We start from the raw sequence: 24,965 nt of genomic DNA, 5'->3' as shown, positions 1-24,965 counted from the left end.
AAGAATATTCGCCTATTTGGGAATAGGCTGAATAAGGGACGGGTCATTTTTTGAGAGATCGTTCAGCTCTTTTGTTACACGGTGAACCGTAAGATCTGTAATCAAAAACTCCGACTGTGCCATATTGTGAATCTGACCGGCTTCCAGTTCATTCTTCAGCCAGTTCATCGCATGATCTCTCTTTAAAATAAGTGGCATTTTTTCTGTGATCGGCTGAATCAATGTGTTGGATTCCATCATAAGCATCTCTACATACGTGAAATCATTTTCCTTGTCTTGAAAGGTAAAACCCGCTATATAAAGAAGTGAATTATCAATTTTTCTCACAAAAAACGGATGATCATTTTTATTGTCGCGCTTCCATATATAAAATCCGCTCACTGGAATGATCGCTCTCGACGTTGCCTCTTTCTCCAGCTTTTGAATTCCACCTGCTGACAAGATATCGGGTTGATCAGCATCTTGTCCAAAATCCTTTCCCCATCGCAGCCGGTTTATCTCGTATTCTTCATCGCCCCGGGTGATGACGGGAATATGATGCCCCCTGGCTATGTTATAGTGAGATTCGAATATGGCTTTCCCTGACTCGTCAAGACCAAAATTTTCTACTAAATCAGATCCGTCCGAAAAAAAAGCTATTCTGTTCGACATTATATTCAGCTAAATTGATTAAATGATTCTATATCATATATATACATGTATAAATCATTCCGGACACGTAGCGTTCAGCTTTTACTAATACCACACCAACAATAAAAGAACACTTGTGTTCAAATTTCATGTTCGTGACAATAATCGGTAACAACCTTTACTCTTTTTCGTTACCTTTAGTGTGATATACACCTTGATACATGTAATTTTTATATTCTTGTATTTTGTTAATTGAAATTTTGATCTAAAAGAAAAGAGGTAGAAAGTTGTCGTTTCATCAATTTCGACTCAGTTCTGATATTTTGAAGGGGCTAAAAGATGTACAAATTGAAAGCCCCTCGTCGTTACAAAAGAAAATTTTTAGTGAAGTAGAATCCAGGTCCGATTTAGTTATCAATACCACATCGGCTGAAAAACCTGAGTTAGGTTATTTGTTATCACTGCTCAATAGCATCTCCAAAGCGGAGAGGAGACAGGGAACAAGGGCCATTATTTTAGCATCTGACGCAGAAAGAGCGAAGCAAATAGACGAATGGATTTGGGCCATTGGGTATCATGCCGGCATTGAAAGTGCCTGCCTGACAGGCGAAAATGAAATAAAAGACGAACTGGCCACAATTTCAGCCGGGCCAGTCATTATCATTTCCACGCCAAAACGTCTCGCTGATGTGTTGGAAACAGGCCGCATGGTTTTTCGTGAGGTTGAAGAACTGATTGTAGACCAGGCTGATTTGGTTGAAGACTTCACTCCGGTGGATGTCATTTCACAAAGAATCATTAATAAAAAATGCCAAAAGATATTTACTGCTGCCAAGGACAGTAAGCTCCTTCGGGAAGCAGAGGAAAAACTCCTGACCGATCCCAGTCTTGTGAAGCCCGGCGAAAAAGAGGAGCTCAAGAAAGCTAACCTCACCAAGGAAGTCATCAAGAAAGACCTCACTCAATACTATATCAATGTTCCACCGAGATCAAAGATATCAATTTTGATGGCTCACCTTGATGAGAACAAAGACGATACGGTTGTAATATTTGCAGCTTCTCGCCGTACAGCCGACCGGCTCTATAAAATACTGCGAAAAAGCGGGCGCCGAGCTGTTAGCGTTCATGATAAAGTGGATGAAAAAACATTCAAAGAACGATTCGAAATGTTTACCAGCGGAAGTGTTCAAAACCTCATTGTTGGTGAGCTATCTGCGGCCGATATTGACCTGGAGCATGCCTCCAAAGTTATTAATTATGATGTTCCCGAAGAGGTTGAGGAATACAAGCTCCGTGCTGAACTTGTAGGCGACGGAAAAGCAACGAAAATCCTTTCGCTGGTATCCAAGCAGGATCGCGGCGATATTAAAGAGATCTGTAGTAATCTTGGGTATGCACCTAAAGAACTGCCGGTTCCTAAAGAAGTTCAGGAAAAGAAACCTGACAAGAAAAAATCATCAAACGGAAAAAGTAAAAAGAGTTCTAAAAAATCAGGCCGATCAAAAGATAAGCCCAAGAAGCGCGACAAACGATCTGAAAAGAAAAAAAGCGCTCCAGAAGGGTTGCCACGTCCTACGTTTGATCAGCTTAGCGGCGGACGAAAAGGTAAAGAGGAAAAAGAAGAGAAAAGTGGTGTCGTAAAATTTTTCAAGAAGCTTTTTTCTTGAGCGAATCTTCCCGCTATCGAATACTCTAAACCTTGCTTATTAAGATAGCTCATTCATATCGGGTCCTTCCAAACATGAAAATTTGGAAGGCTCAATATTTTTAGACCCGGTACTATATTGCATATCGTAAATATCATTTTTGAGTATAAGAGCAGGCACTAATAATTCTGAGCCCGGATTGTAAAGTTATCTATTACATTGAAATCAGGCTTCCCTCTATGTTGTATTTATAGAGGATTCCGGAGATTGAGATAAATCCTCATTTTTCCGGAACGTATGAATAATCGATTAACAATAACGGTTTTCGTGCTGTTGATAGCCCTTCTTTCATTAATAGCAGCATCCATAGGCATTTTTTCAAGGGGTGGTCCGGGACCATTTGAGTATGAATCTATTCGTGGAGAAACGGTAAACGTTTACGGAGAGGGCGTTTATAAACATATGTCTGCCGAGGTGGCTCCGCAGGGAATTGCACAGGATTACGTGACTCTTTTTTTGGCAATCCCACTTCTGTTGATCTCTTTACTGCGGGCTCGTAAAAGGTCATTAAGAGGCCGGTTCCTTTTAGCAGGCACGCTTTTTTACTTTCTTGTTACTTACCTTTTCTACCTGGTAATGGCGATGTATAATGAACTTTTCCTTGTATATACTGCACTGCTTGGACTCTCTTTTTTTGCATTTTCTCTCGTAATGTTTTCCATCAGCCCGGAACAGTTGCCCGACTGGTTCAAAGACACTACTCCGGTTACAGTTACCGGTGGATTTCTGATTGTGAACTCCCTTATGATTGGGAGTCTGTGGCTTGGTGTTATAGTTCCGCCACTAGCAGATGGCAGTATCATTCCACAGCAAGCAGAACATTATACCACCCTGATTGTCCAGGGCCTTGATCTTGGCCTGTTGCTGCCGCTTTCCTTTCTGTCCGGACTACTATTGACATTGAAAAAGCCGTTTGGCTATCTACTTGCACCTACATATTTCGTGTTTTTGTCTATCATGATGACGGCCCTGATTGCTAAAATCATCGCAATGGGATTATTGGGACAAACTATTTTTCCTGTGATTTTTATCATTCCAACTATCACTGTAATCTCCATTATATGTACAGGGATATTGTTGAAGAATATCAAAGATGATGGTTTCAATAGTTTAAATGAGCGTTAAAAGAGCATTATATTACCGGCCTTCTTACGTTACTTTTTCACAGACCAACGGATTAGTGCCTTCCATCAGCCGTTTCAGCCGGGATTCTTTCAGACAAAACCAGCCAACAGGCAGCTTTCACGAAGACAACTTTAAATGAGAGCACTTGATCAAACTCTTTAAAGAGGTCTTTTCAAAGCTGGATTTAGAAAAAAATTTTATAGCCAATCAGTGCAAAAAGCTCTGTTAAATATGGGCGACTCCGCATCAGATTTCGGCATGGCTCTCAGTAGTGCATTTTACAAAGCCTCTTAAAAATCTTTGAACATATCCTCAAATGCCCGTTTGGTATCTGGCGCGGGTGATGTCCATAAGCTCACAAGCCATGTTACCAGTAGACCCGCAATAAAACCTGGAATCAGCTCGTACATCAAATCACTTAAAACAGGTGTGAAATACCAAGCGATGGTTACGGTTGTTCCAGCGATCATGCCTGCCATTACGCCTGACCGGGTGGTTCCTTCCCAGTATAATGAGAGTATTGAAGTTGGTCCGATGGAGGCACCCAAACCAGCCCAGGCAAAGAGTACCAGCCAGAATACCAGGTCTTCGGCTACATATCCAAAGATCAGGGACAATACCACTATCAAAAATACCACTGATCGGCTGTAGAACACTAATGTTTTCTGGGGGACCTCCTCTCCTTTTCGCATCAATTTGTCGTAAATATCACGAACTACGCTGGATGCTGCCACAAGGAGTTGAGAGTCAGCCGTAGACATGATGGCTGCAAAAATAGATGCCAGCACCACCCCGAAGATGACCGGATGCAAATGTTCCTTGGCCAGAAGCGGAAAAAGATTCTCGGTGTCTCCAGCCGGCAGCATATCAATTTCCGGGAACCATGCGCGGCCGACCAAGCCAACAAACACCGCTCCCCACGCCATTATTACATTCCAAACCGTTCCGACAACGGCGGCCGTTTTCAGATGTTTAGAGTTATCAATCGACATGTAACGCGCCAGGATATGCGGATTGCCCGGCGATCCCAGCCCGATACCAAGAAACCCGATCGCCGCACCAGCGGATATTGCAAATGGATTTACATAGGCGAAATCCATCATTGACAACTCAGACAACATTGTGACCAGTCCGCCAAAATTGAAGATTGCTATAAAGGGAACAATCACAAGTGCAAGTATCATCAACACCGCCTGGATCATATCGGTAATACTGACGGCCAGGAATCCACCAAGAATGGTATAAAGTACTACAATAACCGCCGTAAGTAGAATACCATGGTTCATTTCTATCCCAAACCCCGAAGCAAATGCTTTACCTCCAGCCACAAATTGTGCAGACACGTAGCCAACCATAAAAATCAGAAAAATAACCACAAGCAGGATTCTAGGCCACCCGTCCTTGTCATCAAACCTGGCAGCATAAAAATCAGGCACTGTAATACAGTTTCTGGCTTCAGTAAAGTTTCTCAGCCGTTTGGCGTAATAGAGAAAAAGAAACAACTCAACAATGATGTAGCCCAATACCGCCCAGATTGCTGATGGGCCCATTGAGTAGGCCATCCCTGTTACTCCCAGGAGCAGCCACGCACTGCGGCCTGAAACGACCGCTGACAGCGCAACGACATATCGATTGACACTACGGCCACCTATAAAATATTCACTAATCCCTTTTGAAGAATACCTTGACGTATAAACCCCTATCCCTATGAGCATTGCAAGGTAGGCTACAAAAGCTGCTACTGCATATCCATCTGCCGACATAGTCATTTCTGCCGCATCATCCATTATTATTCGTCTCCTTTTTTACCAGCCAAAAAGCGAGGGCAATAATAAGGCAGGGAAGCAAAAACATAACAAGGTAAAATGAAATCATGACAGGAAGGTGCTCATATAAAGTTTAGATGTGAGCTTTACTGCTTAAAAGCTCGGCTTTGGTGTTTACACGTCGGTCAATATCAGCAATCCGCCCCCGTATTTCAACCTGGCGGTTGATCGCATTAGGGATTTCATTGTGAATTGCAGAAACAATAAATCTTTTAAAAGCCTGAGTCCGATTTTTAAATTTATCGGATATCAACAAAAACAGTCCAAAATGTGCTTTAGTTAAGTTAATTCGTCATCACTTATGTCATGCCACGCCTCGGCTTGGTATCTCCTGTCTTTGTTAAGGACAGTAGATCACGCAATCCCCGTATAAGGGTCCCTGCGGGAAAGTGCGAGATGACGCCCATTTTGGACTGTTTTTGCCATTTTTTTAAATCGAACTCAGGTTAAAACAAAAGATGCTCCCACCGTAAATTGGCAGAAGCACCTTTCCTCTCTTTATCTCATATGTATGAAGCTGTTAAAGATCTGATACTAAAACAGCTATTGTGTTCTCACTTCAATATCAACATTCAGGGGCTCGAAGTCACCGCATAACCATGTGGTATTTACAATATATGCAGTAAAACACTTATAATAATGACTTTATCTGCCGCCAACCTGGCTTCCTTATACGTAAAAACACTTATATTAATGCTTACGGATCAATAAGCCTGTTTCTCAAACCTTTAGCGACCGCTTCCGATTTGGTATTTACCTCCAGCTTACGGTAGATATTCCGGATATGATGCCGAATTCCATCAACAGACAGAAAAATCTTTTTCCCGATTGCCGCATAAGAAAGCCCTCTTGAAAGTTCATTGAGTATATTCAGCTCTTTGCTTGTTAGCCTTTCTTCCAGACTTCCATTCACATGAAACGTATTTATAACTTTCCTTGCTATATTTGGCGTAATTGGTGAGCCGCCTTGAAATGCATCCCTGATGGCTTCTACAAGTTCATCCGGCGTCACTTTTTTCATCAGATAACCCACAGCGCCGGCTTTCAATGCAGAAAAAATGTGTTCGTCATCATCGTGAACAGTCACCATTACTACAATTTTATCAGGATCTTTCTCCCGAATATAGCTGAGTCCTTCAATTCCATCCATCCCCGGCAAGTTGATGTCCAAAAGAACAACATCAGATTTCTCAAAATCGGGGGTATCGAATGCTTTTTCACATGAGTCAAATGACCCCAAAACACACATATCATCTTCAAAATCAATAAATGTTTCCCAGCCCTCTCTCATGTAGCTATTATCTTCTATAATAGAAACATTTATCTGTTTTTGGCTCATAATCTTGATGGTACTGACGGTTTACAGAAATAATATTGAATAAGCTGCATATGAAATAGCGTAGCTTATTATTATATGATAGCGGAAATCCTAATCGGCTTCAACGCATATATATGCGGTTAAAGATTCACCTTCAGCGACCAGCGGGTTCCAAATCCCTCCTCTGTATTCAGCTCAGCAGAACCTCCTATTTTTTCTGCACGCTGCTTAATCGTCGACAAGCCATTACCCTTCTCAATAATATTCATATTGAATCCCTCACCATTATCCTGAACTATGAGAACAAGCTTATTTCCATCTTTTCTAATGGTAATATTAATCTGCTCTGCCCCGGAATGCCGCACCGCATTTGTCATAATCTCCTTAAACATGAGCCAAAAATGCTGCCTGACTTCCACTTTTGGTTTCCCAGTGATTTGATCTGAAATATCAATCTGGTGTTTAATATCCTTACTTTCCAGCAAGTCCGATGCATATCTCCTGCACTTGGCCATCAGCCTCTCCCAGTCATCATGCTCAGGGTTAATGGCCCAGATGATATCCGTAATTTTTTCTTTTGCATCATCTGCGCTTTCTGATATTAGAGACACAAAACGACCTCTTTTCTCTTCTGACCCTCGCTCTACCGCCTTCGCAAAATAGCTAATGCTGCTCAGTGTAGCACTTACCTCATCATGAAGGTCGCCGGCAATACGGTTCCTGATATTCTGTATTTTCAAAATCTGACGAACCCTGACATAATGAACGGCATACATTGCACCACCAAATAAAAGAAAGTATAGTAAATAGGCCCACATGGCACGGTACCAGGGCGGAAGAACCGAGAAAGAGAATATAGCCTCCGTACCGGCTACGTCGTAAAGATTTTTACTTTGTACTCTCAGTGTATAATCGCCCTCAGGAATATTTGTATAGTCTTTAAACCCTTCATCCGACCAAGTGCTCCAGCCATCATCAAACCCATCAAGTCTTACCCTGTATTCCGAATCTGCAGGTCTGATGAAGCTTGCCCCGGCAAATGTAAACCTAAGCTGATTATCTGCATATGGCAGTACAGTTGGCTTTCCAGGGCTGCCATATCCACCGTATATCAGGGAGTCCCTGTTTACAAACAATTTTGTGATATTTGTATTAAAATCAGTGGCGACATCGCCTGACAGGTCCGGCAGGTGATAAATACCATTCGCCCCTCCAAACCACGTTTCCTGCCCGTCACACAATATATCATAAATCGTATCGTCGACATCTGCCCCTATTAGCTGATAAGGAGTTTCATTAAATCCCCAATTATCATTGACTATACCGCCACGCATGGTCGACATATCAGCACGGAGCCAAACTTCCTGTTCGGCGCACTCTTTCATAAAATAAGCCTGACCAAACGGGTCGCCGCCGTGTCGTTCAGGGCGAGTAAATAGATTTTTTTCAAGATCGTATACGAACAAGCCCCAGTCTGTTCCAGCCACTACCCGCCCTTGGATCACATTGAGGAATCGGGCAACTCCATCATCTCTGTTTAGTGAATACACCACTGCTTCATTTCCTTGCGAGTCGTATTTTCTTACGTCATATGTGGTGAGTACCCACAGAAAGTTTTCGTGATAAATTAAACTCACAATTCGTGAGCCAGCGTCGATAAATTGTTCAGCCCCTTCATCAAACGTTGGTCCTGCCTTGAAAACTTCACTGCCACGGGTGAAATAAACCGAATCCTTCTGATTGATAAATGAGACAGAATTGTACGCCCCATCAACAAGAGGCTCTGCTACATCTTTTGTAATCCGCGATACCTTATCAATATCGTTAACCCAGATTTCATTGTTTACCTTTTCCATGTCAACAACACGTAAAACCCCATCTACACGGCTGAATGTATCCTGCGTGGCCCTGTCCATCATGTACAGTCCTTCGGTTGTTCCTGCATAAAGACGTGTTCCTATTTGTTCAATGTCGGTTACAGCACCAAATAAACTTTTCCTTTCATCATAAGTGGTTACAGGCTGCCCATAATGTATAAGGTTGATGCCGTCGTCAAGCAGGGCCCAGATATTTTTTTCCGTGTCCGTAAAAAGATTGTAGACGAGGTTAGTACGAAGACCCTTTTGTTCATCAATTACATGAAGCAAATTAAGATTGCGATCCGCGATGTAGACGCCTCCGGCAAGAGTGCCAACTGCAAATGTGGACTCATCTACTTTCGTCACTCTGTAGATTCGGTTGTCCACCATCTCGCTAATCCAGTCGTGGCCGGGTTTTATGAAGTCACCATTTCTGAAAACAGTTATGCCGGACGGGCGCGAAAAAAGAAGATCTTCACTACCAAAAGATACCGTGCCATAAACAATTTCATCTTTAAACCGGTCACCTCCCGGAATAAGTCTAAGCGAAGCATCTTTTAATTCCATCACTCCCTTTTCCCGCTGAAATACATGAAGCTTTTTATCCAGTAAAAAAATTCTTGTAAAGGAGGTTTCGGCTTCCAAAGTCTGCACTTCACTGCCGGAATATTTGAAAATGTAGCTGCTTGCCTGAAAATAAATACTCCCTTCGTATTCCACTATACTTGATACAGCCCCAAATTCTAATGAATCCGGCAAATAACTCTCTCTTAGACTCACGATGGCCGTGCTATTCAGGCTGTCACGGCCTATAAAACCAAACTCGTTCTGCCCACCGTAATAAATCGTTGAATCACTCGCACGTTCAAAAGAACGGACCACATTTCCTCCTCCCACGTGATTATACTCCCAATCAGATCCATCAAAAATCACTATACCGGCGGAATTCCCGACATACATTCTGCCATCCGCTCCCTGAACCGCAGCCCAGTTCTGTCTGTGACTATTATACTCTTCAGAGGTATACTCAGTTATCAGTGGAATTCCCTGCCCGAGAATATGGACCGGGATCAGAGCAAAGAACAGAGGCAGCAATATTTTATTCATGCTTAATTGTTGCAAAATCCCAGTTTTAGATGGAGAGACTATCAGATATCATCGTCTGTTGGATGCTGCACGTCAACATCGATTTGCGAATCTCCGCTTTTTAGTGATGCGGATGCGATATGGCTAAAATAATAAATAAATTCAAAGGTATCTTTGACATGTCTTCGGACCTCAGAATTCTTCAGTTTCAATTGATCCCCAAATCCTACATGCAGTCCCTCGATCTGTTTAGCCCCAGCACCCGGTACCAATTCTGAAATGATGATCAGAGCAATGTCATCTTTACCTGTAAAATCAGTCAGCTCCGACGTATCACCCGGCTTTAGTAAACTAACGTCACCAGGCAGGGCACCTCTCCGGCTTTTTCCTCTTTCCTTTATAAATACATTGATTGCGCTACTTTTGAGAGAGTTCGTGATGATGCTGCTATGGCTGGTGTCTATCATGTGTGGTCTCTTTAATTGTGGAAGTTAGTATGCGTTTCAAGGTTCAGTCTGCCTGGTAACATCGTTTTTCCAAAAAACTCATCCGATGACTATACAATATTTCATCAATGACACCACACCAATTAAGATTCTACTATAGTTTTAGCATGACCATGAACTACAGACAATAAATATTTAAGACATAATCTGAACTAAAATATAATTGTTAGTTTTTTTGAAACTAACAATGAAATCACCCCGTAAGGGTAATCATGATGTTTTGGTTAATATCATACTTTTTAAACATAGCACCTCTGTGATCCTGAACGGTCACAGAGGTTTTTTTTGATCTTTTCTTAAGGAAAAATGCCCATCCGGTCATAAATCAGACCAACCTTGTTGATAGCATTAATAAATGCTGCCGTCCTTAAATCAACGTCATGTTTTTTTCGTAACTCATTTATTTGATTGTAAGCGTTGATCATTGTCTCTTCCAGCCCCGAATCTACCAGCTCTGCTTCGCCGCCGCCTTTCGCGAGGGTTCCCAGCTCAGTTTCCGTAAATTTCCGATCTGAGATGGTTTCAATGACCGACAAAATTCGTTTGTAGCTGTTCTCTTCGAATCGTTTCCCCATACGCCCGAATCTTACATGCTGTATGTTTTTGAGCCATTCGAAATACGAAACGGTTACACCACCGGCATTCAGGTAATTATCCGGAATAATGAGTGCACCACGCTTTTTCATGATTTTGTGCGCATTAGCAGTGGTGGGGCCGTTTGCCGCTTCACCGATAATTTTTGCTTTTATTTTATCGGCATTCCCTTCATTTATCTGATTTTCCAGCGCAGCAGGAATCAAAATATCACATTCACTTTCTAGTACCGCACTGCTGTCTGCCAGCGTTTCTGTTCCTTCAAACCCTTTAACACCACCGGTCTCTTTTTTGTACTCCATTAACTTTGCAAGGTCGATTCCGTCTTTGCTGTAAATGGAGCCGTCAATTTCGGCAACGCCAACCATTTTTGCCCCGGCTTCTTCCATGTACAATGCGGCGTGGTATCCTACATTACCCAAGCCTTGTATGACGAATGTCTTTCCCTCTATACCGTGCTCTAACCCAAGCTCTTTCATATCGTCTTTATTATCACACGCCTCTTTGATGCCAAAATAGACACCCCGCCCAGTGGCTTCTGTCCGGCCCCGAATGCCCCCCATTTCAATAGGCTTTCCTGTTACACACCCTTCGGCATTAATGTCTGTACTCATCTGCCGAAATGTATCCAGAATCCATCCCATTTCCTGGGCTCCGGTTCCATAATCAGGCGCCGGTACATCTGTACCCGGGCCAATAAAGTTCTTCTTCATCAGCTCAAATGCATACCTCCGGGTAATGCGCTCAAGCTCTTCCAAAGAATATTTAGATTTGTCAATTTTTATACCGCCTTTTGCTCCCCCAAATGGCACATCCACAACAGCACATTTGTAGGTCATCAGCGCAGCGAGGGCCATTGTTTCATCTTCGTTTACAGTTAAACTGTAACGAATTCCACCTTTTGTTGGAAGCTTATGATGGCTGTGCTCAACACGCCATGCTTCGATAACCTCTATTTTACCATTATCCCGCTCAAGCGGGAATGTAATATGCAGCACATCATTACATATTTTCATTTGGGCAAGCAAACCTTCATCAAACTTCGTGTAGGCAGCAGCTTCATCAAAAGCAGCATTTACTTGTTCGTAAAACTTATATCCCTTCATAATTATCTATATGTTTTTAAATTAATGGCAAACAATGGACAAGGTTCGCAAATATGAAAACCACTTCCAAATATTACTCTTTTCTGTTTATAAATTTATGCTCCCATAGCGTTTTCCATGAACCGGGCTGTCCGCTGAGTTCAATAAGATTGATTTTTGAAAATGAAACTTTTTCAGGAAGCCGTTTCGACAAATTATTAATTTCATGTACCAGCGCCCGGCATGGAATTTCTCCATACATCAGGCTGATATGATACTCTTCTTTGGGCTGATATCCCGGAACGAGATTTTTTAATTCCGACTGAAACTGTTCTATTTGATCACTTCCGTTCAATACATGTATTAAATTTTGATAGGGCTCAGTTCTGCACTCCGGATGTGAGTGGATGGCCTTGATAAGATCGCCATCCGCTGATAAGAAAGATTTGAGTGACCCGGATTTGATCTCTTGTACACTTCCATTATCCAGGTGTCCCAGGGTAAGGTGAGGTACGAACTTGGTGGTTTTAAATCGCAAAGAAAATCTTTCAATCTCTTTTCGATAAAATTGTGCAAATAGCTCAGACGGAATAAGCCAAAAAACCAACCCGTTTAATTTTGGCAATCTTTGTTCGAAAGGCAAAAGACAGAAGTTCGTTTTAACGGATCGTTTTAATTTGCACGAGCAGAGTCTTTATGCTCCTGATCAAAACTAAATACGTTGATAAGAAACAGAAAAGCAATTGAGCCGACGGCAGCATAGATTAGTGGTCCAAACACGTTTAGCACGATCATAATCACACCAATGATGACAGACCCGACGGCACCCCAAATGACGTTGCCTATCAGACTAATACCACGCTTCATCATTATAAGATCAATCACAAACCCAACCAGTAGCCCAATTGAAATCAGCCAATAAATCGTTACTCCGCTTAACTCTTCCATCCAATTATTTCTTTATCTTTATAAAAAAAATGTTCGCGGCAATAAGGTACAAAAAATGAAGTTTTATTGCTTCACTGCCTTTCAAGATTTCCATTTTGACTGAAAAAAAGATTCGAAAAATTATTCATGTGGATATGGATGCATTCTTCGCATCTGTAGAGCAGCGCGATCACCCGGAATACCGCGGCAAACCGGTTGTTGTAGGTGGATCACCACAAGGGCGGGGTGTGGTTGCCGCCGCAAGTTATGAGTCTCGAAAATATGGTATTCATTCCGCAATGCCGGCTGTTCAGGCGGTAAAGCGGTGTCCACACGCAATTTTTGTAAAGCCGCGGTTTGATGTGTATAAAGACGTGTCTCATCAAATCCGCGAGATCTTTTTTGAATATACAGATCTTGTTGAGCCGCTCTCGCTTGATGAGGCCTATCTTGATGTCACCGAAAATCACAAGAATAACCCATCAGCCACCCTTATTGCCAGGGAGATTAAGCGAGATATTCTGGATAAAACCGACCTGGTGGCATCGGCCGGCGTTTCATTTAACAAGTTTCTCGCAAAGATTGCATCAGATCTCGATAAGCCTGACGGGCTCAGTGTGATTCACCCCCGCAAAGCAGAGCAATTTATTGAGCAGCTGCCGATTGGCAAATTTTACGGCGTGGGTAAAGCCACACTAAGAAAGATGGAATCCCTTGGCATCCGAACAGGGGCCGATCTCAAACAGTGGGAAGAGGTCAACCTGGTGAAAAAATTTGGCAAATCCGGCCATCACTACTACAGAATTGCCCGCGCCATTGACAACCGAGCTGTGAAATCACACAGAACCCGAAAATCAATCGGCAAAGAGCGAACCTTCTCCGAGGATGTCTCCGATCTGGAGTGGATCAGACAGTTCCTGGGAGAGCTCTCGGAAAAGATAGCGACCTCAATGCAAAAGCTAGATGCAGCCGGTAAAACTATCACGCTGAAAGTTCGCTACAAAAACTTCGACACGGTGACACGAAGTTATTCACATCCTCAATTCATTCATTCGGCAGAGGATATTTCCGAGACGGCCATTCGCCTGTTAGATGAAACTGAGGCAGGAACGAGAGAAGTTCGTCTTCTGGGGATTTCCGTGTCCTCACTCAATTTACACGAAGGTGGAGCTTTTGGTGAACAGCTTGAACTGCCATTTCGGAAATCGGTATCTTAATCAACCTATCGCGGCACTCATTCATCTAAACTAACATAAAAATGGACCCCCTAACCCACGGACTTACCGGTACAATGGCCGCAATGGCATTTACAGATGAGAACGACAGGAATCGCCCTGCCATCATTGGTGCCGCTGCTGCGATGCTGCCTGATATTGAAGCTTTTATTCAGGCACCCGGTGATCCGCTCTTCAACCTGGAGATTCATCGCCAGTTTACCCATTCACTGATATTCATCCCGGTTGGCGCGCTCGTTGCGGCTACCCTGTTTTGGCTCATCTTTCGAAAGCAGGTCTCGTTCTCATATATCTACCTCTTTTCTATTGCAGGGTATTCTACCCACTGGTTTATGGATCTGATTACCAGTTACGGCACCGAACTTCTATGGCCGTTTGTTGATACACGCTTTGCCCTGAATATTGTGTCGGTCGTGGATCCCATCATTACCGGCGGAATGCTTATTTTTACATCGCTGGCACTGTTCAAATCCCACACCCGGTTTCTTGCCGCCGCCTGGCTCTGGCTTTCACTGTTCCTTCTGCTTGGATGGATGCAGAACAACCGGGCGTCATCGGCAATGCAGCAGCTTGCGTCAGGACAACATCACATTATTGAAAGTGGCGTCGTAAAACCAACGATCGGGAATCAGCTGGTGTGGCGCGCTACATATATCAGCCGTGATTCCGTTTATACCGATGCCATAAGAACCGGGCTTTTTTCCGGCATTCAGATTTATGAGGGAGAATCTGAGCCTCTGATCAGCGTGGAAGAGGATTTCGAAGCCATTGAAGGCACTACGCTCTACCGTGATTTGAAACGGTTTTCGCGTTTGTCTGATGGATTTCTTGTCCGCCATCCCAACCGACCTGAGATTATTGGCGATGCAGCCTACTCAATGCTGCCAACATCACTGATACCACTCTGGGGCGTTGAGGCTGATACCAGTAACCCGGGGAGCCACGTCACGTTTCACTATTTCAGAGACGCCAGCGATGACATACGGGAACCGTTTATCGACATGCTGCTTGGACGGAAAATTGGTGATGACTGAACCAATCATCGTATGAAAGCACCCCGGATTTTGAAATTTTCGAAATTCTGCGATAATATTTTCTGAGCAACATTATCAGCTCACTCTATCATTACACGCTGGAAAATCGCTTTTCTGATTTGATTTTATCCATTCCAAAAACTCCCTAAATCACCCTCCAGGAAGTATAAGAAGACTCTAATGGGATTTTAGCGTCAAGTCCCTGATTTTTAAGGCAGATTATTTCATCAAATAGTACATGAGGTAAGAGACAACTTAAGACGAATCATTTGAGAAAAACGTCTTCAACTTTCTAACGAGACAATAACATGACTGCATTAAGCTTTGTATTAGTTTTGATCTGCATCCTGTCTATCTGGGCAACGGTAGATCTTTTCAGAGAGATCCGGAAAGGAGATAAATTTGAACTATGGTGGGTATTTGTATTTCTTCTGTTTCCCTTCGTCGGGCCGTTGATTTATTTCCAATACAAGTATTGATTTTTAACCCGGATTATTGACCAGGAAAACTTTAAGTGCTTTACAGTTAATAACATCTTTTCTTGAATAATCGGGTTAACCGGCTACATCCAGTCCAGCAGTTCATCGCCTGAAGTTTTTGTACCCACGTAATCCTCGAAAATCTCGTTCAGGCTTGAATCTTTCTGCAGTTCGCGGCGCGTTTTGGCATCGAGGTAGGCGAGAATCTTTCCTTTATTCAGAATCGCGATATCATCACACAAATTTTCCACAACTTCCAGGATATGGCTGGTGATAAACACCGTGATTCCCTGGTCACGCAGCTTTCGAATCACCGTTTTCATCCGACCTATAGATATAACATCCACACTTTCAAACGGCTCATCCAGAAAGAGCAGCTTCGGCTCAGTTAAAATTGCCGTGCAAAATGCCAGTTTTTTCCGGCTGCCTGATGAAAGCTGCCTTACTTTTACGTAGAGATATTCATCAATCTCAAAATAGGTGAATAGCGATTTGATCTTATCATTCAGCGCATCGCCTGATGTTCCGTACATCTCACATACGTACGTTGTGAATTCATAGCTGGTGAAATTTTCAAAAAGAAGCGGTGGCTGCAGAACGGATGCCACATCTTTTTTAATCAGCAGTTCATTGGACGCATTCAGCTCGTGGCCGTTAATCACAATCTGACCGCCTTCTTTTTCCAGCAGACCGGTCAAGCAACCGATGAGTGTACTTTTCCCGGCGCCATTCGGGCCGATGAGACCAAAGATCGATCCTGTGGGAACATCAAGATTCAGTCCCTGGAGAACCGGTTTCGATTCGTACGCTTTTGTCAGGTCGATTATACTAAGTGCATGCTTCATGTACAGTCCGGTTAAACAACGATTGCTAAAATTTTTGTTACCACAGGATTTAGGATTCACTTATACAGTCATTGACAAATCGCAACCTGGCCTCTTCTTAAGTATATAAAGCCCAATCTTTTGCATTAATTGGAGATCCCGGCTCTATGGCAGGGATGACTTTCAAATAAATTAAATATCACAAAATTCCTGCATTACCTTGCTGGTACTTTTAAAAATCACTCCAAAGCTTTAATAAAATTTTCTTACGGAATGCGCCTGCCAAAAGCTCGATGTTTATCATCAGGTAGAGGCAGATCACGCCTATTAAAGAGCCCATAAACCAAAGCCGGTAATTGTGCGCAAACTCCAGCGGAACAAATACAGCATAGCCCAGCACAAAAATCATCATTGATATTGTAAACGTAACTTTCTGCGGAACAATCGGGTGCTTATAGCTGAATGTGCTGTAGCGTGCTGTTTGGTACTGATAAAACGAGCTCCACATAAAAAAGAGCATAAAACAGAGAAAGAAAAAGGTATTAGCGATGTAAATCCCAAACACTGTACCAAGCTGCGGAAGGTAGATAATTTCCAGCACGGTGATCACGAAAAAAAGAATAATGGGAATTGTGATAACGCCGAGAAATCGCTCCTGTAGCTGCTGTTTCAGCGAAACCGGGAACTGAAGGTGGAGAAGCATCTCACGATGTTCGTAGCCAAACATGTTTGCCATTCCCATTGCCAGCAAAGCTACCGGAATAGCCGCCAGCATGGTTAACACCAGGATCTGTGTAATGACGCCAAAATCCATAAACAGAAGAATTGGAATGTAGACAATTGGTATGATCAGTATGGCGAGAAGCTGAAGTTTATTATAGGGATGAATGGCCACGTAGTAGAGATATTTCCCTGCGTTTGGCCCCAGCCAGCGTTTCAGAAAGGCCCAAAGTGAACTGATATTTTTATTCACTTTTTTGAAGGATGGATTGAGCAAACCACGGCGTGTTTGTACATAATGATCCAGGAACACAACGTAAATACAACCAATCATCAAGACCAACAGAACAGCAACTGTAAGCGGATCAAAGGCAAAAGTTGCTGCGTTGTAAAGTATCCCGCCCGGCAGCCAGTAAAGCACAGTCAGCACTTCGGACAGCTGAATGGCCAGAGGACCCAAAATAGCTTCTGGGTCACGGGTTATTGCAGCAATCGCCAGTATGACTCCAAAGAACACAAACAACCCGCTTCCGACGATGAGCCTGAATTTGCGCTCCATCAATTTTAAGAACCGCTGTTTTACTGAATAAATAAGCCCATAGCTGAGAATTACCGCGCACACAAGTACCGGAATATTCAGGCCCGAGTGAACCTGAAGCCCAAGGAAAACGAACCACGTAAAATTATAAATCATATTTACCGGGTGGTAGAGGCTCATCAGGTTGAGGTGCCATGCAAGGTTCCGCGACGGGTAAGCAAAGGCGAGAAGCTTTCTGTTCTCGTCTATATTGACCATTCGTGTGTTTGTAAACGAGAAGTGGATGAACCAAAACACATTCGCAAACGTCAGCAGAATTAGATGATGCATGTCGGCCGTGAGCCAGGGCAGGTCCATCTCAAGCTGAGCGGTGGTCGAATCCAGGAACACCACGACAACAGCCGTCCCCATAATATTCAAGAACATACTCACCAGAAAGAGTGTGTAGCCGATCAACAGCGCCGCCTGCAGCTTAGTGAGGCGTGCCATAAACAGCTTCCAGTTGAGATAGAGTAGTCGGGGGATCATGCAGCCAGTGTTACATCCTATTCAAAAACCGCATTTTTTTAAATGCGGCCAAGAGACTTTTATCGGTAAAATTGGCATTTCATTTAGCGAAAGGAATAAATCTTAATGATAGAAAACGCCAATAAGCCTCTTGTTTACAAGAGATCGTGGAAAGGGCTTTGTTACAATTCTGAAAGTCTTTTATGAGAGTACCCCTGATTTACATTAACATGCGCAATTAGCAAGAATAAGCATACTTTTGCTAGCTTCATTGTGGTAAAACTCATCTCAAGGATTGTTTCCTCGAATGTGTTTCATATCACAACACATCCTTCAAAAAGCGACCGGTATGACTCTCATTCATCTCAGAAATATCCTCCGGCGTGCCTTCATCCACAATTTGACCACCGCCAAACCCGCCTTCGGGACCGATATCGATCAGCCAATCTGGCTAAAATTTAGACGTCGACGTCATCCTTATGATACTTGAATACCTCTTACTAACTTATCCTATCAAATTCCTTTCATGATTATATTATTTTCTCTCTTCCCATATTTTCGGATCTCTTAAAGTACCGATTACACCGTGAACCTTTACTAGTTTTTGAGCTTCATCAACAGTGAAATGAATCATGTATGGAAACCTTTTCATTGGCATACAACGAACATCATCATATCTAACTTGATAAAATGGGTTCGATTGAAGTTTACGAAAATGAGTCTCCACAGATGAAAAGAATTGTATTCCTAAACCGTTCTCCTGCTCATTGTACCAATCTATTCCTTCTTGAATATCACTCCTGACTTCCGGCTGTACATTGATTTTATAAGCCATCAATCAACTTTAAATCCACCTTTTACGTTGTTCCAGTCAAGCAAGCGGTCAGGATTTTCTTGCGATTTTGATATTCGCTCCCTCACTATATTTTTATGTTCTTCAGGAATTTCTATTTCCTCTGATTCTACTTCTAAACCAAGCTGTTTGACCAACTCCAACACGAAGTCAACTTTCTGATCCGGGACTTTTAAAATAATCTCTTTCATATGATTAACTTTACGTTTTTCCTTCAAATATGGCTTCGAATACTCAATTACTCAAACTGAATGTACTCATCAACGATCACACATTGTATATTTTTTAGATATTTTGACACAAAGACTAAAAAACTGACTCAAGCCTGACAATCAGCTAACGATACTTAAATTGATAGAAGTTCGTCATAAAGACTAATCACAACACATCCTTCAAAAAGCGCCCCGTATGACTCTCATCCATCTCAGAAATATCTTCAGGAGTGCCTTCGCCTACGATCTGACCACCACCAAAGCCGCCTTCCGGACCAATGTCAATCAGCCAGTCGGCTGACTTGATCACGTCCAGATTATGCTCGATGATGATCACCGAATGTCCCTGATTAACAAGTTCATTGAAGGATTTTAGCAGTTTCGAGATGTCTTCAAAATGGAGACCGGTTGTGGGTTCATCAAAGAAATAAAGCGTTTCGTCAGTATTCGTTTTGGACAGGAATTTTGCAAGTTTTACGCGTTGTGCCTCTCCACCGGACAGTGTTGTTGCACTCTGTCCAAGCTGAAGATATCCAAGCCCTACATCTTCCAGCGGCTGAAGTTTATTGACGATCGTCGCCTCGTCAACAAAGAATTCAAGGGCATCGCTGACACTCATTTCCAGCACATCATGAATGTTGTGCCCACGGTATTTTACCTGGAGAATATCTTTTCGGAACCGAGTGCCGCCGCACTCTTCGCAGACCAACTCGATGTCGGCCATAAACTGCATCTCAATCTTCTGAACGCCCTCACCCTGACAGCTTTCACACCGTCCGCCCGGCACGTTAAATGAGAAATGCCCTGGCGTATAACCCATGATTTTTGCCTGACGCGTGTTTGAGAACAGGTCACGAATACCGTCAAATGCCTTTGTGTATGTGGCGGGGTTTGATCGTGTGGATCGCCCAATCGGACTCTGATCCACCATCTCAACCGCCTCAATATTCCTGACGCCATCAATCCCACGGTTACGGCCAATTTTGTCTTTCCACGTGCCCAATTGATTCTGAATATGGGCGTACAGTGTGTCGTGAACCAGCGTAGATTTTCCGGAGCCGGAAACACCGGTGACGCACACCAGTTTCCCCAGTGGAAACTCCACATCAATCGCTTTCAGATTATTTTCGGTTGCACCCTTGATGAAGATCGATTTATCGTTTCCTTTTCGTCGCTTCTCAGGGATCGGGATCTCCATACGGCCACTCAGGTATTTGCCGGTCAGTGATTTAGCCTCAAGGAGGTCTTCATACTTACCAGTAAATACTATTTCACCACCGTGTGATCCCGCAAATGGGCCAATATCGATAATATTATCTGCGGCCTTCATCATTTCCGGATCGTGTTCCACAACCAGTACCGTATTCCCGATGTCGCGCAAGGATTTCAGAATATTAATCAGCCGATCGTTATCGCGTGGATGAAGCCCGATAGTGGGTTCATCCAGCACGTAAAGGCTTCCGATCAGGGAGCTTCCAAGTGAGTTTGCCAGACTGATTCGCTGAGATTCACCGCCGCTGAGCGTATTGGTAAGGCGGTCGAGCGTGAGGTAGTCAAGCCCAACTTCATCAAGGTATTTCAGCCGTTTTCGGATCTCATATAGAATCTGTCCGGCCACCTCTTTTTCAAAGTCAGTGATCTCCAGATCTTCAAAAAATCCACGGGCGTGTCCGATCGTCATTTCGGTCACTTCCCCAATATGCAGGTCGTTAATTTTCACATAGAGCGCATCTTTTCGCACACGATACCCTTCACATTCAGGACACCGGCTGTACCCGCGATATCGCGAATAAAATACGCGCATATGCACTTTATAAAACTGGCTTTTGATCTCCTCAAAAAACTTATGGATCCCGATATACTCGTCTTTCCCATTCCAAAGTATTTTACGGGTCTCTTTGTCGAGATCTTTATAAGGCACATCAATCGGAAGCTGATACCGTGCCGCTACCTTGATCAGATCTTTCAGATGCTGACTAAACTTGGGAGAATCAAACGGGGCAATGGCGTTATTTCGAATGGTTTTCTCATGATCAGGAATTACCAGGTCTTCATCAATACCCGACACTTTTCCAAATCCCTCGCATTTATCACAAGCACCAAAAGGGTTATTAAAAGAGAACATTTGGGGTGACGGCTCCAAAAACTCCATGCCATCTCGCTCAAATCGCTCGCTAAAGGGATGTTCTTTGCCATCACGGATCTTCACCGAGCATCTGCCGCTGCCTTCTCGGAATGCCGTCTCAAGAGAATCCGCAATACGGCTTCTGGTATCATCATCCTGCTTAAGCACCAGGCGGTCAATCAAAATTTTGTGCCTGTCCGGTTTGATTTTGCTCGGCTTGATGTCATCACGGGTCAGATCAATAATCGACTCGTCCTTCAGGTCCAGAAGACGCGTCAAGCCTTTTTCCTTCAAGACATCCAGCTCATCCTTCATTTTTCGTCCGTCGCGCAGATCCATCGGAAAGAGCACGTAAAACTTTGTGCCCTCATCGTACATCTCATTCAGCTCGGTCAGAATCGTGCGCGTGCTGTCTTTCTGAACCTGTTTTCCTGACTTTGGCGAGATGGTTTTACCAATACGTGCAAAGAGGAGACGCACGTAATCATAAATTTCAGTCGTCGTCCCGACAGTTGACCTGGGATTCGACGATGTTGTCTTTTGCTGAATAGCCATCGCCGGAGAGATGCCCTGCATAAAGTCGACATCCGGTTTATCCATTCGCTCAAGGAACTGGCGCGCATAGCTCGACAGGCTCTCCACGTAGCGTCGCTGCCCTTCTGCATAAATCGTATCAAACGCCAGGCTCGATTTTCCTGATCCTGAGACTCCCGTCACCACGGTCAGCTTATTTCTTGGAATTTCTACATCCACATTTTTAAGATTGTGAACACGGGCACCTTTTACGACAATGGGTCTGTCATGGGCGGGAGAGCTTTTTCCATTTTTAGACGTAGGCGCTGACTTGATCGGGGCTTTACTCATGAAGAGGTATTTCTGAAGTTGACTAAACTGATAAAGTTACGAAAAATATGTGCGAACAGTAACGGCTGTGAGATTGAATTATTCGTAACGAAAGTAAAGAAGAGCACATTCCGGACCCACCCCACTTGTTCTTTCCTCCCTTTTCCGAAATGCACGGAAAAGGGAGGGGAGAGACTTGTGCATGGCGATCAAACCCAAAGAACCATCGATTTCATCCAGGAGTCCTCCTTTCCATATCAAGCGGTGCCTTTCCGCGGAGATAGGGAGAGGAGACAGAGGAGAGGAGACAGAGGAGAGGGTCAGCGGTGAGGTTGAGGTTGAGTGAAGTTGACTCAGAGAATCTCAGCCTCATTGAACTTTCTGTGCGATGCAGCCTGCGATACCATTTCAGAAGAGGTTGAGGCTGAGGAGAGTTGAAACGAAAAACCTCAACCTTAAGTCACTTTATCTCTGTCGCGGAATTGCTTGTCTTCTCAGGGAAGGTTGAGGTTGAGTGAAGTTGATTTAGAGAACCTCAGCCTTTAGTAACTCAGTCATTGTTTCCGAGCTCATTATCTTCTCTTAGCAGATTGAGGTTGAGAGATGTCGATTCAGAGAGCCTCAGCCTTCAGTAACTCGGTCTATGTTTCTGAGTTCTGCGTCTTCACCTGGCAGGTTGAGTGTGAGGGATTTCGATTCAGAGAACCTTAACCTTTTTAGCCACTGCATGCCAGATCAGTCCAGCTCCCAAAAGTACCAACCCACTGCCCCAAATTGCCGGTTCAATCCAGAAGGCAAGAAACAGGCATCCAAACAGACCCAGAGCCGGAATAATCCGGGGATAGAGACGCAGTTCAGCAGGCAGCATGAACGCAGACAGATTTGTGATTGCGTAATAGATCAACACGGTAAACGCACTGAAGCTCCACGTGAATACCACATCACCGCTGAGTACCAGAAGCCCGATAATCAGGGCTGTGCCCCATACGGCCGCAACGGGGCTTTTTGTCTCCGGCATGATGGAAGACAGGACATGCGGCAGATCTTTTCGACGGGCCATGCCGAGCATCACGCGCGAGAGACCAAGAAGCAGGTTCAGGAGTACACCAAGCATCGCTGTAATGGCGGCAAAGGTGATTACCGGTCCAATAAACGGAACCGACAGCGCCTGCGCCACGATCATCAGCGGAGCCGCTTCACCCTCTACAGTTTGACCAAAAGCTTCGGCTCCTAAAATCTGAAGGGCCGTGAGGGAAACTGCCAGATAAATGAACACGATCAAAACCATTGCCAGAATTATGGCTTTCGGAATGGTGTTTCGGGGTTCAGCCACCTCTTCACCCAGCGTTGCAATCCGGCCATACCCTGTGTAGGCTACAAACATCAGGGCAGAACCGTAGAGAATTGATGAGAGTGATGTATCTGTCACTGCTTGAATAATGGGACGTATTGGGAGTCCATTGGTGAAGAATCCTGTCATCACGAAAATAGCCAGACCCGCAAGTGTGATCCCGACTATCACCGTGTTTGCACGGTTACTTCTACTGATTCCGCCTGAAACGAGTACCGTCATCAAAACCAGCAGAATCAAACCCGAGCCAACAATCATCCAGCCCGTTGATTCGATTCCTGATGCGTAAAAAATATATCCGATACATCCCAGAACAGCGGTTGCTGCAGATGCCGACTTTGCGATGAGGAACATCCATCCGGCCGTAAACCCAAACCATGAGTTCAAGAACCGGTATCCGTATTCATACGTGCCGCCGCTGACAGGGTGTGCAGCCGCGAGCTGTGCGCTGCTCAGGCCGTTAAGAGATGCGAGCACTGCGGCTATGATGATAGAAATAATTACACCGTTGCCGGCAATTTGAGTGGCAATGGCAATACTTACAAATATGCCCGTCCCGATGATGGATCCCAGCCCCATAAAAATGGCTCCGGGAGTTCGAATTGAGCGGCTAAGTTCGTTATTCATTTGAAATTTTTGTCAATAATGGATTGCATACGGTAGTCTAATGACCAATAGCCGCCCCCTTTGAACCATAAAAAGATGCTGCCAATCAACATCGCCAGTTCGTTTCGGGATTCATGAAGCATACTCAGCAACCCATAATAATCCAACTCCCGCAGACTAAATCCCCAAAACCCGGTGCCCAGCAAAATGGGTAGTTTTGTGGTGAAAAGAGCCGTGATCATGATAATGATCAAAGGAATAACAGCGAGTCGGGTCAAAAATCCGGCAAGAACCATCAGGCCGCAGATTACTTCGAATCCACCCACCATATAGCCGGTGAATTCCGGTATCGGAATCCCGATCGATTCAAACCGGCCGGCTCCCCTCAAATCCGGATAGAGAAATTTTTGTAACCCTTCAGATGCGAAAACGATGCCAACAAGTAGCCTGATCAGAATAGTTGTTTTTTCTGCGTCTGTTCGAAAGAGCTGCTGATATTTCATACATCAAAATGTACTGAATTTGGGTACAGACTGGCAGTTTACTCAAAACATTTAACACTATCATAACATAGCGATGAATGGTCTTTTCTAAATATCGCTGGGTATAACTATTCTTTTACTGCAAACTCCAGCAATTTTTCCATCTCAACCACATCCAACGTTTTTTCGTGGGTTGCTTCCAGTTTTACTTGGGGAGCTTTGCCGGCTTTGTACGCTTCAAGCCAGCGCGGAGCACATAAACACCAGCGGTCACCGGGTTTGAGGCCCGGAAAATTCCACTGTGGTTTTGGGGTGGAGAGATCATTTCCGCGGGATTTAGAGAACTCCAGGAACTCTTCCGTCATAACAGCACATACGGTATGTACGCCCTGATCCTGCGGACCAGTGTTGCAGCACCCATCACGGTAAAAGCCCGTTTTAGGTGATTCACTGCATGTAATTAAATCGGAACCGAATACATTTTTACTCATAAG

The 24,965-nt window shown here is 43.9% G+C and carries 21 protein-coding genes; 5 read left to right on the top strand and 16 right to left on the bottom strand.

The window, feature by feature from the left end:
* Nucleotides 1-12 precede the first annotated feature (12 nt).
* A complete protein-coding gene (locus tag AABW11_RS03570) occupies nt 13-651 on the bottom strand; it encodes an SOS response-associated peptidase (RefSeq protein ID WP_340103399.1) in 639 nt (212 codons plus the stop codon).
* A gap of 266 nt (nt 652-917) precedes the next feature.
* On the opposite strand from AABW11_RS03570, the gene AABW11_RS03565 reads away from it, so the two are divergent.
* Nucleotides 918-2,297 (top strand): DEAD/DEAH box helicase, encoded by a 1,380-nt coding sequence (locus tag AABW11_RS03565; protein WP_340103398.1) that lies wholly within the window; start codon nt 918-920, stop codon nt 2,295-2,297.
* A 276-nt stretch (nt 2,298-2,573) separates the two neighbouring features.
* On the top strand, nt 2,574-3,461 hold the full coding sequence (locus AABW11_RS03560; RefSeq protein ID WP_340103397.1) for a hypothetical protein: 888 nt from the start codon (nt 2,574-2,576) through the stop codon (nt 3,459-3,461).
* Nucleotides 3,462-3,751: 290 nt separating this feature from the next.
* On the opposite strand, the gene AABW11_RS03555 is transcribed toward AABW11_RS03560, so the two are convergent.
* The 7 genes from AABW11_RS03555 to AABW11_RS03525 all read right to left on the bottom strand — a co-directional run bounded on the left by AABW11_RS03555 (nt 3,752) and on the right by AABW11_RS03525 (nt 12,683).
* Nucleotides 3,752-5,248: a sodium/proline symporter gene (locus AABW11_RS03555; protein WP_340103396.1), complete on the bottom strand. Its 1,497-nt coding sequence runs from the start codon at nt 5,246-5,248 to the stop codon at nt 3,752-3,754.
* A 736-nt stretch (nt 5,249-5,984) separates the two neighbouring features.
* On the bottom strand, nt 5,985-6,626 hold the full coding sequence (locus tag AABW11_RS03550) for a response regulator transcription factor (protein WP_340103395.1): 642 nt from the start codon (nt 6,624-6,626) through the stop codon (nt 5,985-5,987).
* A 119-nt stretch (nt 6,627-6,745) separates the two neighbouring features.
* On the bottom strand, nt 6,746-9,571 hold the full coding sequence (locus AABW11_RS03545) for a sensor histidine kinase (RefSeq protein ID WP_340103394.1): 2,826 nt from the start codon (nt 9,569-9,571) through the stop codon (nt 6,746-6,748).
* A gap of 41 nt (nt 9,572-9,612) precedes the next feature.
* The gene (locus AABW11_RS03540) at nt 9,613-10,017 is read right to left on the bottom strand and encodes a hypothetical protein (RefSeq protein WP_340103393.1); all 405 of its coding nucleotides are present in this window, start codon (nt 10,015-10,017) and stop codon (nt 9,613-9,615) included.
* A gap of 335 nt (nt 10,018-10,352) precedes the next feature.
* Entirely contained in the window at nt 10,353-11,756 is a 1,404-nt protein-coding gene (locus AABW11_RS03535; protein ID WP_340103392.1) for a Glu/Leu/Phe/Val family dehydrogenase, read from the bottom strand.
* Nucleotides 11,757-11,829: 73 nt separating this feature from the next.
* Nucleotides 11,830-12,360: a hypothetical protein gene (locus tag AABW11_RS03530; protein WP_340103391.1), complete on the bottom strand. Its 531-nt coding sequence runs from the start codon at nt 12,358-12,360 to the stop codon at nt 11,830-11,832.
* A gap of 47 nt (nt 12,361-12,407) precedes the next feature.
* A complete protein-coding gene (locus AABW11_RS03525) occupies nt 12,408-12,683 on the bottom strand; it encodes a hypothetical protein (RefSeq protein ID WP_340103390.1) in 276 nt (91 codons plus the stop codon).
* A 95-nt stretch (nt 12,684-12,778) separates the two neighbouring features.
* Here AABW11_RS03525 and dinB point away from each other — a divergent pair, with 95 nt between their 5' ends.
* The 3 genes from dinB (at nt 12,779) to AABW11_RS20075 (ending at nt 15,410) form a co-directional block, all read left to right on the top strand.
* Nucleotides 12,779-13,879, top strand: coding sequence for a DNA polymerase IV (dinB, locus tag AABW11_RS03520; RefSeq protein ID WP_340103389.1), 1,101 nt, complete (start codon nt 12,779-12,781; stop codon nt 13,877-13,879).
* 41 nt (nt 13,880-13,920) lie between these two features.
* Nucleotides 13,921-14,931: a metal-dependent hydrolase gene (locus AABW11_RS03515; RefSeq protein WP_340103388.1), complete on the top strand. Its 1,011-nt coding sequence runs from the start codon at nt 13,921-13,923 to the stop codon at nt 14,929-14,931.
* 308 nt (nt 14,932-15,239) lie between these two features.
* On the top strand, nt 15,240-15,410 hold the full coding sequence (locus AABW11_RS20075; RefSeq protein ID WP_445263735.1) for a PLDc N-terminal domain-containing protein: 171 nt from the start codon (nt 15,240-15,242) through the stop codon (nt 15,408-15,410).
* Between the two features lie 83 nt (nt 15,411-15,493).
* Here the strand turns inward: AABW11_RS20075 and AABW11_RS03510 are convergent, their stop codons facing one another.
* From AABW11_RS03510 to AABW11_RS03475, 8 genes are all read right to left on the bottom strand, one after another.
* Nucleotides 15,494-16,255 (bottom strand): ABC transporter ATP-binding protein, encoded by a 762-nt coding sequence (locus AABW11_RS03510; RefSeq protein ID WP_340103387.1) that lies wholly within the window; start codon nt 16,253-16,255, stop codon nt 15,494-15,496.
* A 211-nt stretch (nt 16,256-16,466) separates the two neighbouring features.
* Nucleotides 16,467-18,020, bottom strand: a complete 1,554-nt coding sequence (locus AABW11_RS03505; RefSeq protein ID WP_340103386.1) for a hypothetical protein — start codon at nt 18,018-18,020, stop codon at nt 16,467-16,469.
* A 514-nt stretch (nt 18,021-18,534) separates the two neighbouring features.
* Nucleotides 18,535-18,834 carry a hypothetical protein gene (locus AABW11_RS03500; protein ID WP_340103385.1) on the bottom strand — a complete coding sequence of 100 codons (300 nt, stop codon included), beginning with the start codon at nt 18,832-18,834 and terminating at the stop codon, nt 18,535-18,537.
* The gene (locus AABW11_RS03495) at nt 18,834-19,043 is read right to left on the bottom strand and encodes an addiction module protein (protein ID WP_340103384.1); all 210 of its coding nucleotides are present in this window, start codon (nt 19,041-19,043) and stop codon (nt 18,834-18,836) included. Before AABW11_RS03495 ends, AABW11_RS03500 begins: the two co-directional genes overlap by 1 nt.
* A 187-nt stretch (nt 19,044-19,230) precedes the next feature.
* Nucleotides 19,231-22,053: an excinuclease ABC subunit UvrA gene (gene uvrA, locus AABW11_RS03490; RefSeq protein WP_340103383.1), complete on the bottom strand. Its 2,823-nt coding sequence runs from the start codon at nt 22,051-22,053 to the stop codon at nt 19,231-19,233.
* 676 nt (nt 22,054-22,729) lie between these two features.
* Nucleotides 22,730-24,010: an APC family permease gene (locus tag AABW11_RS03485; protein WP_340103382.1), complete on the bottom strand. Its 1,281-nt coding sequence runs from the start codon at nt 24,008-24,010 to the stop codon at nt 22,730-22,732.
* Nucleotides 24,007-24,492 carry a DoxX family protein gene (locus AABW11_RS03480; protein ID WP_340103381.1) on the bottom strand — a complete coding sequence of 162 codons (486 nt, stop codon included), beginning with the start codon at nt 24,490-24,492 and terminating at the stop codon, nt 24,007-24,009. The genes AABW11_RS03485 and AABW11_RS03480 overlap by 4 nt, the downstream gene beginning before the upstream one ends.
* Before the next feature lie 107 nt (nt 24,493-24,599).
* Nucleotides 24,600-24,962 (bottom strand): DUF2237 family protein, encoded by a 363-nt coding sequence (locus tag AABW11_RS03475; protein WP_340103380.1) that lies wholly within the window; start codon nt 24,960-24,962, stop codon nt 24,600-24,602.
* Between the last annotated feature and the right edge of the window lie 3 nt (nt 24,963-24,965).

The sequence above is a fragment of the Rhodohalobacter sp. 8-1 genome (assembly GCF_038150125.1).
In the GTDB taxonomy this organism is placed as follows: Bacteria; Bacteroidota; Rhodothermia; order Balneolales; family Balneolaceae; genus SW132.
The sequence above is the reverse complement of the archived record's forward strand: the minus strand, read 5'-3'. Positions and strand labels throughout refer to the sequence as shown.